Origin of the sequence: Tumebacillus sp. BK434, from assembly GCF_004340785.1 — a bacterium.
In the GTDB taxonomy this organism is placed as follows: Bacteria; Bacillota; Bacilli; order Tumebacillales; family Tumebacillaceae; genus Tumebacillus_A.
The window spans coordinates 683,863-698,397 of record NZ_SLXS01000002.1; the positions used below are offsets into that span (position 1 = coordinate 683,863).

14 protein-coding genes are annotated in these 14,535 nt (G+C 55.9%); 11 read left to right on the forward strand and 3 right to left on the reverse strand.

Features of this window, described 5'->3' with window-relative positions:
- Window positions 1-244: 244 nt before the first annotated feature.
- The 6 genes from kdpA to EV586_RS07365 all read left to right on the forward strand — a co-directional run bounded on the left by kdpA (window position 245) and on the right by EV586_RS07365 (window position 7,059).
- Window positions 245-1,921: a potassium-transporting ATPase subunit KdpA gene (kdpA, locus tag EV586_RS07340; protein ID WP_132944416.1), complete on the forward strand. Its 1,677-nt coding sequence runs from the start codon at window positions 245-247 to the stop codon at window positions 1,919-1,921.
- Window positions 1,922-2,008: 87 nt separating this feature from the next.
- The gene (gene kdpB, locus EV586_RS07345) at window positions 2,009-4,024 is read left to right on the forward strand and encodes a potassium-transporting ATPase subunit KdpB (RefSeq protein WP_243652979.1); all 2,016 of its coding nucleotides are present in this window, start codon (window positions 2,009-2,011) and stop codon (window positions 4,022-4,024) included.
- A gap of 12 nt (window positions 4,025-4,036) precedes the next feature.
- The gene (gene kdpC, locus EV586_RS07350; protein ID WP_132944418.1) at window positions 4,037-4,609 is read left to right on the forward strand and encodes a potassium-transporting ATPase subunit KdpC; all 573 of its coding nucleotides are present in this window, start codon (window positions 4,037-4,039) and stop codon (window positions 4,607-4,609) included.
- A gap of 1 nt (window position 4,610) precedes the next feature.
- Window positions 4,611-5,765 carry a universal stress protein gene (locus EV586_RS07355; RefSeq protein ID WP_132944419.1) on the forward strand — a complete coding sequence of 385 codons (1,155 nt, stop codon included), beginning with the start codon at window positions 4,611-4,613 and terminating at the stop codon, window positions 5,763-5,765.
- A 127-nt stretch (window positions 5,766-5,892) separates the two neighbouring features.
- The gene (locus EV586_RS07360) at window positions 5,893-6,537 is read left to right on the forward strand and encodes a formylglycine-generating enzyme family protein (protein WP_132944604.1); all 645 of its coding nucleotides are present in this window, start codon (window positions 5,893-5,895) and stop codon (window positions 6,535-6,537) included.
- A 63-nt stretch (window positions 6,538-6,600) separates the two neighbouring features.
- On the forward strand, window positions 6,601-7,059 hold the full coding sequence (locus EV586_RS07365) for a VOC family protein (RefSeq protein ID WP_132944420.1): 459 nt from the start codon (window positions 6,601-6,603) through the stop codon (window positions 7,057-7,059).
- Window positions 7,060-7,091: 32 nt separating this feature from the next.
- Here the strand turns inward: EV586_RS07365 and EV586_RS07370 are convergent, their stop codons facing one another.
- Both EV586_RS07370 and EV586_RS07375 read right to left on the reverse strand, forming a co-directional pair.
- Window positions 7,092-7,556: an SRPBCC family protein gene (locus EV586_RS07370; RefSeq protein WP_132944421.1), complete on the reverse strand. Its 465-nt coding sequence runs from the start codon at window positions 7,554-7,556 to the stop codon at window positions 7,092-7,094.
- A complete protein-coding gene (locus tag EV586_RS07375) occupies window positions 7,556-7,981 on the reverse strand; it encodes a VOC family protein (protein ID WP_132944422.1) in 426 nt (141 codons plus the stop codon). Before EV586_RS07375 ends, EV586_RS07370 begins: the two co-directional genes overlap by 1 nt.
- Before the next feature lie 166 nt (window positions 7,982-8,147).
- Between EV586_RS07375 and EV586_RS07380 the strand changes: the two genes are divergently transcribed.
- The 3 genes from EV586_RS07380 (at window position 8,148) to EV586_RS07390 (ending at window position 11,912) form a co-directional block, all read left to right on the forward strand.
- Window positions 8,148-9,320 (forward strand): FxLYD domain-containing protein, encoded by a 1,173-nt coding sequence (locus EV586_RS07380; protein ID WP_132944423.1) that lies wholly within the window; start codon window positions 8,148-8,150, stop codon window positions 9,318-9,320.
- 10 nt (window positions 9,321-9,330) lie between these two features.
- A complete protein-coding gene (locus EV586_RS07385) occupies window positions 9,331-10,509 on the forward strand; it encodes a S1C family serine protease (RefSeq protein ID WP_132944424.1) in 1,179 nt (392 codons plus the stop codon).
- 842 nt (window positions 10,510-11,351) lie between these two features.
- A complete protein-coding gene (locus tag EV586_RS07390; RefSeq protein WP_243652959.1) occupies window positions 11,352-11,912 on the forward strand; it encodes a GNAT family N-acetyltransferase in 561 nt (186 codons plus the stop codon).
- Window positions 11,913-11,955: 43 nt separating this feature from the next.
- Here the strand turns inward: EV586_RS07390 and EV586_RS07395 are convergent, their stop codons facing one another.
- A complete protein-coding gene (locus EV586_RS07395) occupies window positions 11,956-12,600 on the reverse strand; it encodes a hypothetical protein (RefSeq protein WP_132944426.1) in 645 nt (214 codons plus the stop codon).
- Between the two features lie 40 nt (window positions 12,601-12,640).
- On the opposite strand from EV586_RS07395, the gene EV586_RS07400 reads away from it, so the two are divergent.
- Together EV586_RS07400 and EV586_RS07405 are read left to right on the forward strand one after the other, a co-directional pair.
- On the forward strand, window positions 12,641-13,480 hold the full coding sequence (locus EV586_RS07400) for a DUF72 domain-containing protein (protein WP_243652960.1): 840 nt from the start codon (window positions 12,641-12,643) through the stop codon (window positions 13,478-13,480).
- 90 nt (window positions 13,481-13,570) lie between these two features.
- Complete coding sequence (locus tag EV586_RS07405) at window positions 13,571-14,518, forward strand: copper amine oxidase N-terminal domain-containing protein (RefSeq protein WP_132944427.1); 948 nt, start codon at window positions 13,571-13,573, stop codon at window positions 14,516-14,518.
- Window positions 14,519-14,535: the final 17 nt, after the last annotated feature.

Below are 14,535 nucleotides of genomic sequence, written 5' to 3' on the forward strand. Positions count from 1 at the left end.
TGGATACAGGAAGCCGGGTATCGCATACGCCTGCGGGTTCTGGAGGAACTTCGGTGCTCTTCTGCATGAAGAGCAGCACGGAAGTTGTTCGGGAATCCGCAGGCGTTTTGTTTTTCCCAGGAGACGAGGAGGAGAACAACATGTTGGATCTGTTGATGATCGGTGGCGTGCTGGTGCTGACCGGGATGATGCTTTGGCTGGTGCGCTTTGCGGATGGCGTCGTGCAGGAAGGGAGTGAGCGGACATGAGCGGTCTCACCCTGATCTCGATCGCCGTCACCGTGCTGCTCGCGGTGCTGTTCGCCAAGCCGGCCGGACTGTATCTGGCGGCGGCGCTGGATGACCGCTCGCAGCGCTTGAACCGTTTTTACGGACCTTTGGAAAAGGTGTTGTTTCGGTTGGGCGGTGTGCAGCAGCAAGCGCAGTCTTGGCAGAAGTATGCCTGTTCGATGGTGCTGGTCAATGCGGTGATGCTGCTGCTCGTCTATCTGGTCTTCCGCTTCCAAGGCGTGCTGCCGCTCAATCCGGCGGGCATTCCCTCGATGGAGCCTACGCTGGCGATGCATACGGCGATCTCGTTTATGACCAATACCAATCTGCAACATTACAGCGGGGAAACCGGGCTGTCCGCGTTCTCCCAATTGATCGGTATCACCTTCCTGATGTTCACCGCGCCGGCGACGGCGCTGGCGGCAGCGTTCGCGTTCATCCGCGGATTGAGCGGGCGACCGTTCGGCAACTTTTATGTCGATCTGGTGCGCAGCATCACGCGCGTGCTGCTGCCGCTCTCCCTGGCGGCCGCGTTGCTCTTCGTGGCTTCGGGCGTGCCGCAGATGCTGGAGGCGAGCGTTGCGGCGAAGACGCTGGAAGGCGCCGGGCAGACCCTCGCCGTCGGACCGGTCGGGTCGTTTGTGGCGATCAAGGAACTGGGCAATAACGGTGGCGGCTATTTCGGCGTCAACTCGGCACACCCGTTTGAGAATCCGAACGGCTTCACCAATTTCCTGCAAATGTTGCTGATGCTGCTCCTGCCGACCGCGCTGCCGTTCGCCTACGGGCAAATGGTCGGGAATCGGAAGCAGGGGCGGGTGCTGTTCGTCTCGATGCTGATGATGTTCGTGCTGCTGCTCGGCGTTGCGCTGACCTCCGAAGCTGCGGGCAATCCGGCGCTGAGCGCTCTGGGCATCGATCAATCGCATGGCAGCATGGAAGGCAAGGAAGTTCGATTTGGCACCGGACTCTCGGCGCTGTATGCAGTGGTCACCACCGCGTCCGAAACGGGCGCGGTCAACACGATGCATGACACGCTGACGCCGGGCGGCGGGATGAGCGCGCTGCTCAACATGCTGTTCAACACGGTGTTTGGCGGTGTTGGCGCCGGGTTCATGAACGTTCTGCTGTATGCGATGATCGCTGTTTTCCTCTCCGGGCTGATGGTGGGAAGAACGCCCGAATTCCTCGGCAAGAAGCTGGAAGGCAAGGAGATGAAACTGATTGCGATCACCTTGCTGATCCAGCCGTTCCTGATCCTCGCGCCGACCGCCTTGGCGCTGGCTACCTCGCTGGGAACGGATGCGATCTCCCAACCGGGCTATCACGGTCTGACACAAGTCCTGTATGAGTACACGTCATCGGCGGCTAACAACGGGTCGGGATATGAAGGGCTGGGCGACGCCACTGTTTTCTGGAACCTCTCTACAGGCATCGTCATGTACCTGGGGCGCTATGTCTCGTGCATCGCGTTGCTGGCGGTCGCCGCTTCCCTCGCGGCCAAGCGGACCGTACCGGAGACGGGCGGCACGTTTCGCACCGACAACATGCTGTTTGCGGGCGTGTGGCTCGGCACGATCCTGATCGTCGGCGCGCTGACCTATTTACCGGCACTGGTCTTAGGGCCGATTGCTGAATCTCTGACGCTATAGGGGGACACGTCCATGAATCGCATATCGATAGAGAGCACATCCAAAGAACACACTTCCAAAGATCGAAAATCAAAAGACCGCACCTCCATGATCAGCGGCGACATCGTCAAGCAGGCGAGCCGCTCCGCTTTGCTGAAATTCGATCCGCGCGTGATGGTGCGCAACCCGATCATGTTTTTAGTCGAAATCGGGATGTTGATCGCCCTAGCTGCGGCCTTCTTTCCGCAGGCGTTCGGGTCGGCTACTGTTGGCAGTTGGTTCAATGCGGCCGTCGCTGTGATCTTGTTCGTGACGATCTGGTTTGCCAATTTTGCGGAAGCGCTGGCCGAAGGGAGAGGCAAAGCGCAGGCAGATTCGCTGAAGCAGACGAAACAAGACATCCCGGCCCGCAAGCTGAAAAGCGACGGCAGCCTGCAGAGCGTATCGTCTGCCACGCTGCGCAAAGGGGACATCGTCGTCGTGGCGGCAGGCGAGATGATCCCCGGTGACGGGGAGGTGGTCGCCGGGCTGGCCTCGGTGGACGAATCGGCGATCACCGGGGAATCGGCAGCGGTGATCAAAGAAGCGGGCGGCGACTTCAGCTCGGTCACCGGCGGCACACGTGTCGTCAGCGATGAGATCCGCATTCGCATCACCAGCGACCCGGGCGAATCGTTTCTCGACCGCATGATCGCGCTGGTGGAAGGGGCAGAGCGGCAGAAGACGCCCAATGAGATCGCATTGAACACGCTGCTCATCTCGCTGACGGTCATCTTTCTGCTTGTCGTGCTCACCTTGCCGTTTTTCACCCGCTATCTCGGTTTTCAACTGGACATCTCCGTGCTGATCGCGTTGCTGGTCTGCCTGATCCCGACCACGATCGGCGGTCTGCTCTCGGCGATCGGCATCGCGGGCATGGACCGCGTGACGCAGTTCAATGTGCTGGCGATGTCGGGCAAAGCGGTGGAAGCTGCCGGCGACATCAACACGATTATCCTCGACAAGACGGGGACGATCACGTTCGGCAATCGCATGGCGAGCGAATTTGTCCCGGTCGGAAACGCGACTGTGGAGACGGTCGCGCAGTGGGCAGCCGTTTCTTCCGTCAAGGACGAGACACCGGAAGGGCGCTCTGTCCTCGACTTGATGGGCAAATGGGGCTGGTCTTATGATCGCTCGCTCGGCGAAGGGGGCGAATGGATCGAATTTCGAGCGGAGACCCGCATGAGCGGCGTCGATCTGCCGGACGGTCGTCAAGTGCGTAAAGGAGCGGTCGACTCCGTGAAAAAATGGGTGTTGTCACAAGGCGGAGCACTGCCGGAAGATCTCGACCGGAGTAGCGACCGCATCGCCAGTGAAGGCGGCACGCCCTTGGCTGTGGCGGTCGATGGCGCGATCTATGGCTTGCTCTATCTGAAAGATACGGTGAAGCCGGGTATGCGCGAACGGTTCCAACACTTGCGCGAGATGGGCATCAAGTCGATCATGTGCACAGGCGACAATCCGTTGACCGCCGCCACAATCGCCCGGGAAGCGGGCGTCGATGATTTTATCGCCGAGAGCAAACCGGAAGAGAAAATGGCGGTCATCCGGCGCGAACAGGCGGAAGGCAAACTGGTGGCGATGACCGGGGACGGCACCAACGACGCGCCCGCGCTTGCGCAAGCGGACGTCGGGCTGGCGATGAATTCCGGCACTGCGGCCGCCAAAGAAGCGGCGAACATGATCGACCTCGACTCCGACCCGACGAAGATCATCGAGGTGGTCGCCATCGGAAAACAGCTCCTGATGACGCGCGGCGCACTGACCACTTTTTCGATCGCCAACGACATTGCGAAATACTTTGCGATCATCCCGGCCATGTTTATGCTGGCGATTCCGCAGATGAAAGCGTTGAACGTGATGGCGCTCGGGTCGCCCGTATCGGCCATCCTCTCCGCGCTGATCTTCAACGCGGTGATCATTCCGCTCTTGATCCCGCTGGCGATGAAAGGTGTGGCCTACAGACCTCTGAGTTCGGCCGCCCTGTTGCGCCGCAATCTGTTGGTCTACGGTCTGGGGGGCGTGATCGTCCCGTTTGCAGGCATCAAAATCATCGACAGCTTACTCAGCTTGTTCGTGTAGGAGGGGTATGAGATGAAAGGGATCACTATCATGTTCCGCTTGAGCTCGGTGCTGATGATCGTGTGCGGCTTGCTGTATCCGTTGTCTGTCACAGGCGTTGCCCAAACGCTGCTACCCGATCAGGCAAAAGGCAGCTTGGTCTACAATGATCAGCAGGAAGTCATCGGATCGAAACTGATCGGACAAACGTTTGCCTCACCGCAGTATTTCCATGGCCGCATCTCCAGCATTGGCTATGATGCAGCCGCTTCCGGTTCGCCCAACTATGCACCGTCCAATCCGGAGCTGATCCGGCGTACGGAAGCAGCGGTGTCTCAATGGAAGGAAGACAATCCTGAGGTGCCTGTTGACCGGCTCCCAGCCGATCTGGTCACCAACTCCGGCTCCGGCCTTGACCCGCATATCAGCCCTGCGGCTGCCTTGGCGCAGGTTCCCCGAGTCAGCCAGCAGACCGGCCTCGATGAAGCGGAACTGAAACGCCTGATCGACGCCAATACCGACCGGCCGCTGTGGGGGATCTTTGGAGAGCCGGGTGTAAATGTCCTCCTGCTCAACCTCGCCGTGAACAAGCAACGGGAATCGTAACATGGCCAACGTTCACAAACGCAAACATCCGGACGAGGTGCTGGAGCAGATCAGACGGGAAGAGCGGGGCCGGCTCAAGCTGTTCATCGGGGCGGCTCCCGGAGCGGGCAAGACGTATACGATGCTGCGGGAAGGGAATGAACTCTTGCAAAAAGGCTGCGATCTTGTCATCGGATTTGTCGAGACGCACGGGCGGGAAGAGACCCGGAAGCAGATCGGAGCCTTGCCGCTGCTGCCGTTGAAAGAGATCGAATACAAAGGGCGCGTGCTGCAGGAGCTGGATCTGCAAGCGATCTTGGACAGACGCCCGCACACGGTGATCGTCGACGAGTTGGCGCATACCAACGTCCCCGGGAGCAAGCATCGCAAGCGCTATGAAGACGTGGAAGAATTGCTGCAGGCGGGCATCCATGTGCTGGCCGCGATGAACATCCAGCATGTCGAAAGCCTGAACGATACGGTGGAACGGCTGACCGGCGTCAAAGTGCGGGAGCGCGTGCCGGACCGGGTCTTGAACCGGGCGCATGAAATCCAGTTGATCGACACGCCGCCTGAACAGCTGCGCGAGCGCATGCGAAACGGGCTGATCTACAGGCCGGACAAAATTGAACAGGCCTTGAAGCACTTCTTTCGCCTTGGCAATTTGAATGTTTTGCGCGAGCTTGCCCTGCGCGAGATCGCCGATGATGTGGAAGAGAGGCTTCAGCATTACCAGCAGGAGCACGGCATCGAAGGCATGACCGGCGCGCATGAAAAGATACTGGTCTGCGTGCAATACCGGCCGAATGCGGAGCGGCTGATTCGAAGGGGCTGGCGGATCGCCAATCGGCTCAAGTGTGATCTGCACATCCTGAATGTTTCCGTGCGGCCGTTGCCGGAATTGGCGGCGCAGGAGCGGAAAAAACTTCAGGTGATGGAACAGCTGGCGCGTGATTTGGGCGCGGTGTTCCACTTTTGCCCGACCGAAGGGAAGAAGCCGGTCGATGTCATGGTTTCCTTTATCAAACGGCATCGCATCACGCAAGTCATTCTCGGGCAATCGGCCCGCACGCGCTGGGAGGAAATCAGCAAAGGGTCGATCATCAACAAGATCATGAAAGACACGCAATTCGTCGATGTGCTCGTCGTGGCGGACGGCGTGGAGAATCGCGATTGAGCACCGGCAGATGAGAAGGGAAGGAAATGATTGACAGATTGCGAAAAATCGTCCAAAGTAAGGGGCAGACTGACGAGAAGGAGGGAGTACGGAGTTGAACGCACTGCGAAACGATGGGAACTACCCCATGATCACGTTACCGGCCGGCCAAGCGGACCTGCGAGACGATCGGATCAAGAAAACGTGGTCGGTCGAACTGGACGCTTTTTTGCTGGCCCCGGTGCCTGTGACCAACGCCTTGTATGCAGCGATCATGCAAAAATCGCTCGGGCCTGAAGCAGATCCGCAGGCGCCGGTGGTCGAAGTCTCATGGCTGGAGGCGATTGCCTTCTGTAATCTGCTGTCTGAGCACGAGGAGTTGCAGAGCTGTTACACAGTCTGTGATGATGGCGAAACTGTCGTCTGGAACAGGGAAGCGAACGGCTACCGTCTCCCTACCGAAGCGGAATGGCAATACGCCTGCAAGGCCGGAACGACCGGATACCGCTACGGCGAACTGGATGACATCGCCTGGTATCGGCAGAACTCGGCGGGCACGGTGCATCCGGTCGGGGAGAAACAACCCAACGCATGGGGACTCTCCGACATGGTTGGAAACGTCTGGGAATGGTGCTGGGACGTCTACGATGAGGAAGTCTACGGCTCTTACCGCATCTTCCGCGGCGGCAGTTGGGCGGAAGAGGAACGAGGCTGCGGTGCGACCTGCCGCCGCCGGAGCCACCCGACGTTTCGCATTGATGATCTCGGCTTTCGTTTGGCAAGATCCTTGTAAATAAACCGATGCGTGGGGCTGCCGGACATCGGACCCCCAACGTAAAGTGAAGGAGCCATGTACATGCAGAAAATCACCCCGTTCCTCTGGTTCGACGGCAACGCAGAAGAGGCGATGAACTATTACACCTCGATCTTCAAAAACTCCAAGATCACTTCCTTGCAGCGTCTCGGCGATGACGAGGCGATCTTCTCCGGGACGTTCGAATTGGAGGGGCAGACGTTTATGGCCCTGAACGGCGGCCCGCACTACCAGTTAACGCCGGCGTTCTCCCTGTACGTGAACTGTGACTCACAGGAAGAAGTGGACGAACTGTGGGAGAAGCTCTCCGCAGGCGGCGAGATCATGAAATGCGGCTGGCTGACCGACAAGTTTGGCGTGTCGTGGCAGATCATCCCCGCCGTGCTCAGCGAGCTGATGCACAGCCCGGACCCGGAGCGGTCGGCACGGGTGATGCAGGCGATGCTGCAGATGGAGAAGCTCGACATTGCCGCTTTGAAGCAAGCGTACGAGACCCCGTAAGAAGCAGCAGAAAGCAGAAAGCGAAAAGTCCCCTATTGAGGGGACTTTTCGCTTTCTTTGGCAAGTGCGTCCAGCATTCTGCTCCACGATCCCTTGGTGCGGTCTGCATAATCGGCCCACTCTGCCGCCAGTTCATGCGTCAGCGTGAGTTCGCAGCCTGTTTCCAGCGGAACGATGTCGATCTGCACGCGGGAGCTGTCGATCGGGTCCGGCGCCACCGCCCACGTGAAGACGAGGCGGCGGGGACGGTCGAGTTCGAGATACCGCCCGATGTGGTCGATCTCCAGATCACCCCGGCGCACGACGAAGGAAAACGTGCCGCCGACGCGGGCGTCCGTCTCGATGCGCAGCACTTCTTCCTCTCGCAGCGCCGGTCCGAACATCCAGCGTCCGATGAGCTCGGGAGTCAGCCACGCATCAAAAATCGTCTCGGGCGCAACCGCGAATCGACGCGTTACGCGCACCGCTACGCCGTGATCGGACGGGCGGTCGGACATTATTCCTTACCTTCAGTGAAGATCTGGAACGGGATGCCGAACTTATCGGTCACATTGCCGTAGAGCGGGGAGAAGAAAGTCTCCTGCATCGGCATGCCGACTTGGCCGCCGTCTGCGAGGCCGTCGAAGTAGCGCTGTGCCGTTTCCGCGCTGTCTGTGGTGATGCAGATCGTCACCTGCGCGCCGACCGCATGCGGCTGGCCCGGGAAGGTGTCGGAGAACATCACTTCCGAGTCGCCGATCTTGATCGTCGCATGCATGATGCGGTCTTTCATTTCAGCCGGCAGCGGATGGTCCGGATCTTCCGGCGAATCGCCGAACGCTTGGCTGAACAGAAGTTGTGCGTCGAGCGCTTTTTGATAAAATTCAATCGCTTCTTTTGTGGTGCCGTCGAGTACGAGGTACGGAATCAATTTCGTAGCCATTTCCAAACATCTCCTCTATTAAAATTTCACTACCTATTATACCCGAATTTCTCTGGAGTAAAAGTGGAGTGGAGGATTAGTTTGTGTAAATTCTCCCAACGAGATAGAATTGGATCATGAACAAACATTTATAAACATTTTAGAGGTAATTGGAGGGAATTGAGTCGTGTTTTGTAACCATTGTGGCGGGGAAATTTCTGAAGGCGACCGATATTGTACTCATTGTGGTCAGCAGGTCAGCACTGCAAATGTAAAATCAGAACAGCTTGATCCTACAGAACTCGTGGTTGCCAAACTACAAAAGCGAAAAGTATGGTGGATGCCGATAGCGGCAACCTTCGTTGCAGTACTTGCGATTGGCGGCATGAATCTCTATGAAAAAAAGGTGAATTCGTCTGTTGCAACTTATCTGCAGAAAGGAGAGGCTCTTGCGCTGGAAGGGAAGTTTCAAGAGGCAATACCTGTCTTCGAACAAGGGCTCTCCTTGCGGCCAAAACATGAGACGATCAAAGCAGATCTTTCGTGGGCGAAGCAAGGCCAGAAGATCGTCGATCAGTTATCGAAAGCAAATGAACAATTGAAGCAGAAGCAGTATGGGAAAGCACAAGCATTGATTGAAGCAGCAACCAAAGACGCAGGCGTGTTCCACGCTCCTTTGGGAGATGTAATTCACAAAAAAGTTACCCACCAAAAAAATGCTCTGACAATAGCACAGGTTAAACACGAGATGGCAAACAAAAAAACGATTGAAGAAGTAGCACCACTTCTTTTGAAACTGGAACCTATTGAGAGTCCGGAAGCCAAAGAGGCTGCATCGGAAGTTCAAACAAAGCTTGTGGAAATTACACTAGCACAGGCGCATGATTATCTGAAAAATAAGCAATTTTCATCCGCTCTATCAACCGTTGACCAAGCGTTATCCTATGTCGCAGAGAACAGTAAGTTGCTTGCTTACAAAAAGGACATTGCAAAGCAGCAAGTAGAGTTTGAACAGCAGCAGCAAACTCGAATTGAACAAGCAATGCTTGCTGCAGCGAAAGAGGATGAGAAGAATCGAACCAACGCTGTGGAAGTGTTGACAACGAACGGTTCGTTGTCAGAGTGGGGGGGATTCACCGTCAAGGGTGAAGTGAGAAACATTGCGACACGGAATATTTCCATGATTGAAGTTTACTATTCGGTTTATGACATATCGGGGCAAGAAATGGATCAAGGCAGCACTTTTGTCTACCCCTATTATTTAGAACCTGGGGAAACTGGTATGTTTGAAAGTACAGTCTATGGCAATGAGGATGGCAAGTCGTTTAAAATCACAAATATTACCTGGTATTTGGAGTAAGGGGATCCGTATGAATCAAACAGGAGCATTCTTCTCGAGAAATTGGTGGTTGATCCTGCTAACCGTCTTCATTTTGATGATTGGCGGTGTTGGCTCATGGTATGTGCACTTCTTTTATAGCAATCAGACGATTGTGGCTGCTTCCCAGTTGGGAAACATTGAGCAAACTGCAAGTACGCAGCAAGTCCAGGATAAAGACTTAAAGAGCGTTATTTTTGAAAATCAAAAACTGGTCGTGCTGCTGCAAGTAAAATCGGAATACGGCGACTCACTGGGATCAGGATTTCTCTATAATGACCAAGGCGACATCATCACCAACGCTCACGTGGTGGAAGGAGCGACAGAGGTAACGGTCAAAATGGCGGACTCGACCATATATAAAGGGAGCGTCATTGGAATTAGTCAAGACATCGATGTTGCCTTGGTCAGAGTGCCTGACTTGGTAGGCAAAGCACCGATGGTGCTCGCTCGTGAAGGCAAAAGCGAGATCGGTGACGAGGTAATCGCGTTTGGCAGCCCTTTGGGTCTTGAGAACACCGTAACGACAGGTATTATTTCTGGGATTGACCGTGATTTTGATCTAGAACCCTATCGCTACAAAGGAGTCTATCAAATTTCTGCGCCAATTGCTCCAGGAAACAGTGGTGGTCCTTTAGTTGACAAAAAAACGGGAGCGGTAATCGGCATAAATTCGGCAGGAACTAATCAAGGGAACATCGGATTTAGCATTCCGATCACTGAAGTGTTGCCCATCGTGGAAAATTGGACAAAACATCCGACCACGGCAGTCGCAGTTGCCACACATTCCGACTCCGCCGCTTTAGTCTCCGATCTCATCAGGGACGATGGCACGTTCCGAGCAACAGCTCAGTATCTCGTTGGATATTTTTATGATAGCCTCAATTCGCAAGATTTTGTTGGCGCGTATGCGTTGTTAGGCAGTGAATGGCAAGGACAGATGGCATATGAAACGTTTCGCAATGGCTATCTTTATACCTCTTGGGTTAAAGTGAACGATATGACCTCTTCGATGAGCGGGGATGATCAAGTACGTGTGACCGCTATCATCCAAGCGGAAGAGCGCACGGAAAAAAATGAAACGAAGTTCAGCCAGTATCAGGTGATCTATCAGATCGGGTTTGAAAACAACAAATTGAAAATACTTAAAGGAAGTGCGGAGAAGATCTAGCAACTTCCAATTGCAGGTTGTGCTTTCTTTTCAGTTCATCTCATGGGGAAAAGTCGAGCTGGTGAACTCCAAACTGGACGCAGCGGGCAATCGGCTCGGCTCAGGGAAGTTTTTTTGGCGAACGATCACTACTTCGCTTTCAATCAGGCAAGTACCGACCCACTACGCTATGATGAAGGAACCATCAAGCACGACCGCTCCTGTGGCATTAGGCATAGGTCGCATATGGCGCTGTAATTATGCCTTGGAGATACTACTTATGTTGTGACAAAGTGCACAATCTCGAATGCAGGACGCAAGCTCACCAACCCCAAGCCGGAGGGGATGCATTCGATCCAGACCACCGAATTAATTGGCAATGTGACGAGTCATTAGCACTGCTTTGGCGACGCAAGCGGCCTCAAATGGTCGCTGTACGCCAAATAGTTAACAGGCATCCCGACAACCTGATCAAAGCAAAAAGGATAGAGCCATGGGGCACTATCCTTTTTTCGATCTAGAAATGGTCGTAGTCGTTTCCATCCGTCATGTCTTTTAGACTCGCTGCGTTATTCTGTAGAGATGGCAGAATGCGGACAACTGCCCTTCGTTCATCTTCTAGGTGTGCAGAATGTCGCTGTTGGCGTGTCAATGCGTAAAACTACTAAAAGTCAACCGGGGAAAATCAGCGCAAGATTTTGGAAGAGGCCATAAAATGAAATGGATGCAGCAGCAGAGAACACTTCGCTGTATAAACATCCCGAATTATAATGAATTTACCAATTTTTGGCAAGCAGGTTTTACACAGGTGAATGTCGTAGAAGGTCTGTAGCGGAAATGGAATCGGGAAAGCGGGTGGAAGTGTGGAGATTTATGTGCCGGAAAAGTTTGAGACGAAGCGGCTGTTGATCCGGGCGCCGAAAGATGCGGATGCACAACCGTTGTTCGATGCGATCTGCGAGAGCTATGAGCATTTGAAACCCTGGATGCCGTGGGCGCAGCAGAAGCCGATCTTGGCGGAGACGCAGGCGAACATTCGCAAGGCGCGGCAGCAGTTTTTCGACCGGGAGGATCTGCGCCTGCATCTGTTCGACAAGGAGACGGGGGAACTGGTCGGCTGCAGCGGGCTGCACCGTTTGGATTGGAAGCTGCGCAAATTTGAAATCGGGTACTGGATTCGCGCCTCCCGCGCCGGGCAAGGGCTGATGACAGAAGCGGTGGCCGGGATCACGGAGTTCGCCATCAAGAAGCTGGATGCGAACCGCATCGAGATCCGCACGCACCCGGAGAATCTCAGGAGCATCAAAGTCGCCGAACGCCTCGGCTTCACGCTGGAAGGTGTGTTGCGCAAAGACCGCTTCGACATGCAAGGCGTCCTGCGCGACACGATGGTGTTTGCGAAAGTGCGCGGCGTGGAATTTTGAAGAAAAGGTTGCCTGTCAAGGGCAACCTTTTCGCTGTGTCGCCTTATTTTTTTAAGCGGCGCTTCGTGAGGCGCAGTATGAACAGGCTGCCGCAGAGGGCAAGAACGGCGGTGTCGGCCAGCACATAGGCGGTTGGCGCGGGGTGCTTCATCACATACAGCGGTGTTGCGCCGCCGCCCGTCGCGGATGGGTCCCGGTGCGGGAAGAGGACTTGCTTGCCGTCGACGGTGCCGAGCAGATGGCGGTTGTTCTTGTCTTTGACCAGCACGGCAGCGGCGTTTGGCGCCATGCGCTGGAAGGCAGTGATGGTGTACTGAAACGTCTCGGCGTGACCGCCGGCAGCGATGATTTTGAGGCTGCCGTCCAGATCGCTCACGGTGAGAAACGTGCGGGGCTTACCGTCCGCTTCGATGACAAATTCCCAGCTCGGCTCCTCCCTCAATTCTTCGCCTTGCCAGTAATGAACCTGCATGCCCAGCCCGAGCGTGGCACGGTCGATTTCGGCAGCATCCCGAAATCCCCAGGCGACCGGGTCTTCGTAAAAATTCTGTTTGACCTGCGGCAACTGGGCGGCTGCAAAGTCGATGACGTTTTGCGGCGCGTCAGACTTGATCGTGGCTTCGGCCGGGACTGCGAGGGTCAGGCAGAAGGCAAAGGACGCGAGCAGCAGAAAAAATACCTTTTTCATGAGCATCACTCCGTATCTTGTAATGAAAGGAAGAGTGCGTGTGTTCCGGTTTGGATTGTCCGGGTGGAAACATCATGCGGCTGTGGTCGGCGGGGACAAGCTGAGCGAGTATGCGGTGCATTTTCCGATCGTGGAATCGGAAAGCTCGTTTTATGCCGTCCAGCCCCGGCGCAATTATGAAAAATGGGTCCGGGAGACGCCGCCCGACTTTGGTTTTGTGATCAAGGCGTATCAAGGCATGACCGGGCATCTGCGCGGGAACAACCCGTTCGAGAACGCGTCTGCCATGTTTGACGCATTTCTCGGCTCGCTGGTTCCGGTGATCGAAGCGAACCGTTTGAAGATGGTGCTGTTTCAATACCCGCCGTGGTTCGAATGCAACCGGCGGAATGTGGATGCGCTGCGCTATACGAAGGAAAAGATGGGCCGCCTGCCGGTGGCCTTGGAGTTTCGCCACCAGAGCTGGTTCCTGCCGGGGATGCGCGACAAGACGCTGCAGTTTATGGAACGGGAAGGGTGGATTCACTCGATCTGCGACGAACCGCAGGCCGGGAGCGGCTCGGTGCCGACGGTGCTGCACGCCACCCATCCCGAACTGACGCTGGTGCGTTTTCACGGGCGCAATGCGAGCGGCTGGTCGGGGCAGGGCAAGGAGGACGAGTCGTGGCGCGATGTGCGCTATCTCTACCGCTACAGCACGGAGGAGCTGCTGGAGTGGAAAGAACGCCTGCTGGAACTGCAGAAGTCGACCCAAGAGATCTGCGTGATCTTTAACAACAACTCAGGCAAGGATGCGGCTCCCAACGCCAAGGAACTGATGCGGCTGCTGGGCGTGGAATATCGCGGGGAGGCGCCGGGGCAGATCAATCTGTTTGAATGAGTTTATGCGTTGTTTGAACATTCCTCTCTAGTCATCGTTTGCTAATTTTAGTACAATTTGACTACAAATAAATGCGAGAGAGGGAATGGTATGAAGCGGCTGTTTCGGGCGATGCTAGCGGTCGCGTTGGCAGCAACGATCGCCTTGCCGTCGGTGGGCATGCCTGCTGAGGCGGCGAAGCCGATCTCCGTGCTGATCGACGGGGTGAGGCAAACGTATGACCCGGCTCCGGTCGTCGTCAAGGGACGCACGCTGGTGCCGATGCGGCCGATCTTTGAGCAGCTCGGCATGATCATCGAGTGGGATGATAAGACGCGCACCGTGCGCGGCTATACGATGAGCGACGACCTGAAGCTGACGATCGATTCGAAGTGGGCATTTCTGAACGATCGGGCGATCGCGCTGGATGTGCCGGCCCAGTTGGTCAAAGGCCGGACGATGGTGGCGATCCGCTTTGTCGGCGAAGCGCTCGGGGCGCAGGTGTCGTGGAATGAAGCGACGTCGACGGTGACGATCAAAAGCGCGCATTCGATGGCCGAGGGCGGCTATATGCGCGACTTGATGAAGACGGACGATTTCTGGACCCGCTACGGGGAGCTGGAGTTCAACCTGCGTGAGGCGCACGCGATGTACAGCGATTGGGCCGTAGATCAGTCCACGCCGGGCACGCCCGACTATGTGCCGTCAGGCGTGATCCGCCAGCGGCTCTTGGACAAATTTCAGGAAGCGGATGCCGAGTACAGCTATTTCAAAGCGCTGGAAGCGTATGATCAGGACTTGCAATTCCTGCTGGAGCGCTACGACCAAGTGCTCAACGTGTTTTTATTTGCCGTCGGGAATGACAGCACGGAGACGAGAGGCATGTTGTTCAGAGCATACGGCGAACTGTCCGACCTGATGGCGGCGATGTATCAGCGCCGCTACCCTGCGGGTGACGGTGGCAGTTATGGCTGCGACTCGCCGTTCTGTTGGTACTACGGATCGGGTGGCAACGGAGGCGGTGCCGGGAACTACGACCCGTACGATCCATTTATTTGAGTTTCACGAGAAGGAGG

Coding starts and splice junctions, on each gene's coding strand:
- EV586_RS07360 (WP_132944604.1), top strand. CDS start 5,893: ATGATCACGTTACCGGCCGGCCAAGCGGACCTGCGAGACGATCGGATC.
- EV586_RS07375 (WP_132944422.1), bottom strand. CDS start 7,981: ATGGCTACGAAATTGATTCCGTACCTCGTACTCGACGGCACCACAAAA.
- kdpB (WP_243652979.1), top strand. CDS start 2,009: ATGATCAGCGGCGACATCGTCAAGCAGGCGAGCCGCTCCGCTTTGCTG.
- EV586_RS07385 (WP_132944424.1), top strand. CDS start 9,331: ATGAATCAAACAGGAGCATTCTTCTCGAGAAATTGGTGGTTGATCCTG.
- EV586_RS07405 (WP_132944427.1), top strand. CDS start 13,571: ATGAAGCGGCTGTTTCGGGCGATGCTAGCGGTCGCGTTGGCAGCAACG.
- kdpA (WP_132944416.1), top strand. CDS start 245: ATGAGCGGTCTCACCCTGATCTCGATCGCCGTCACCGTGCTGCTCGCG.
- EV586_RS07395 (WP_132944426.1), bottom strand. CDS start 12,600: ATGAAAAAGGTATTTTTTCTGCTGCTCGCGTCCTTTGCCTTCTGCCTG.
- EV586_RS07355 (WP_132944419.1), top strand. CDS start 4,611: ATGGCCAACGTTCACAAACGCAAACATCCGGACGAGGTGCTGGAGCAG.
- EV586_RS07370 (WP_132944421.1), bottom strand. CDS start 7,556: ATGTCCGACCGCCCGTCCGATCACGGCGTAGCGGTGCGCGTAACGCGT.
- kdpC (WP_132944418.1), top strand. CDS start 4,037: ATGAAAGGGATCACTATCATGTTCCGCTTGAGCTCGGTGCTGATGATC.
- EV586_RS07365 (WP_132944420.1), top strand. CDS start 6,601: ATGCAGAAAATCACCCCGTTCCTCTGGTTCGACGGCAACGCAGAAGAG.